This is a genomic window from Lysinibacillus sp. VIII_CA, from assembly GCF_049943995.1.
In the GTDB taxonomy this organism is placed as follows: domain Bacteria; phylum Bacillota; class Bacilli; order Bacillales_A; family Planococcaceae; genus Lysinibacillus; species Lysinibacillus pinottii.
In genome coordinates this window covers 1-276 of sequence record NZ_JBNFXM010000104.1, presented here as the reverse complement: position 1 = coordinate 276, position 276 = coordinate 1, and the positions used below count along the sequence as shown (strand labels likewise).

The window sequence follows — 276 nt, the reverse complement described above, 5'->3', positions numbered from 1 at the left end:
CCAATAAAACAGACTCTTCAAGTATAAGAACTCTTTGAAGCCGCCTGCCACGTCCAAGTAGCTAGTTTCTTTAAATTCATGGCAGCAAGTAGTAGGTATCGCCTGCATGGACAATTTTTCAGACCTCTAGGGTGTCCATCGCATACCATGCTTTTCCTTTGTATCGGCAAAGACATGCTCAATCGTTTCTTTACGCTTTTATAAATTTGTTTGATGTCATAGGAATGGCGTAAATGTTCAGCTTCCTCCACATACAGTTCCCCAATATGGCGTTGA

At 41.7% G+C, this 276-nt stretch carries 1 pseudogene; it reads right to left on the bottom strand.

Going from position 1 to position 276, the window contains the following annotated elements:
- Positions 1-17: 17 nt before the first annotated feature.
- Positions 18-276, bottom strand: a pseudogene (locus tag ACP3VS_RS24415) (transposase); the annotation flags it as partial.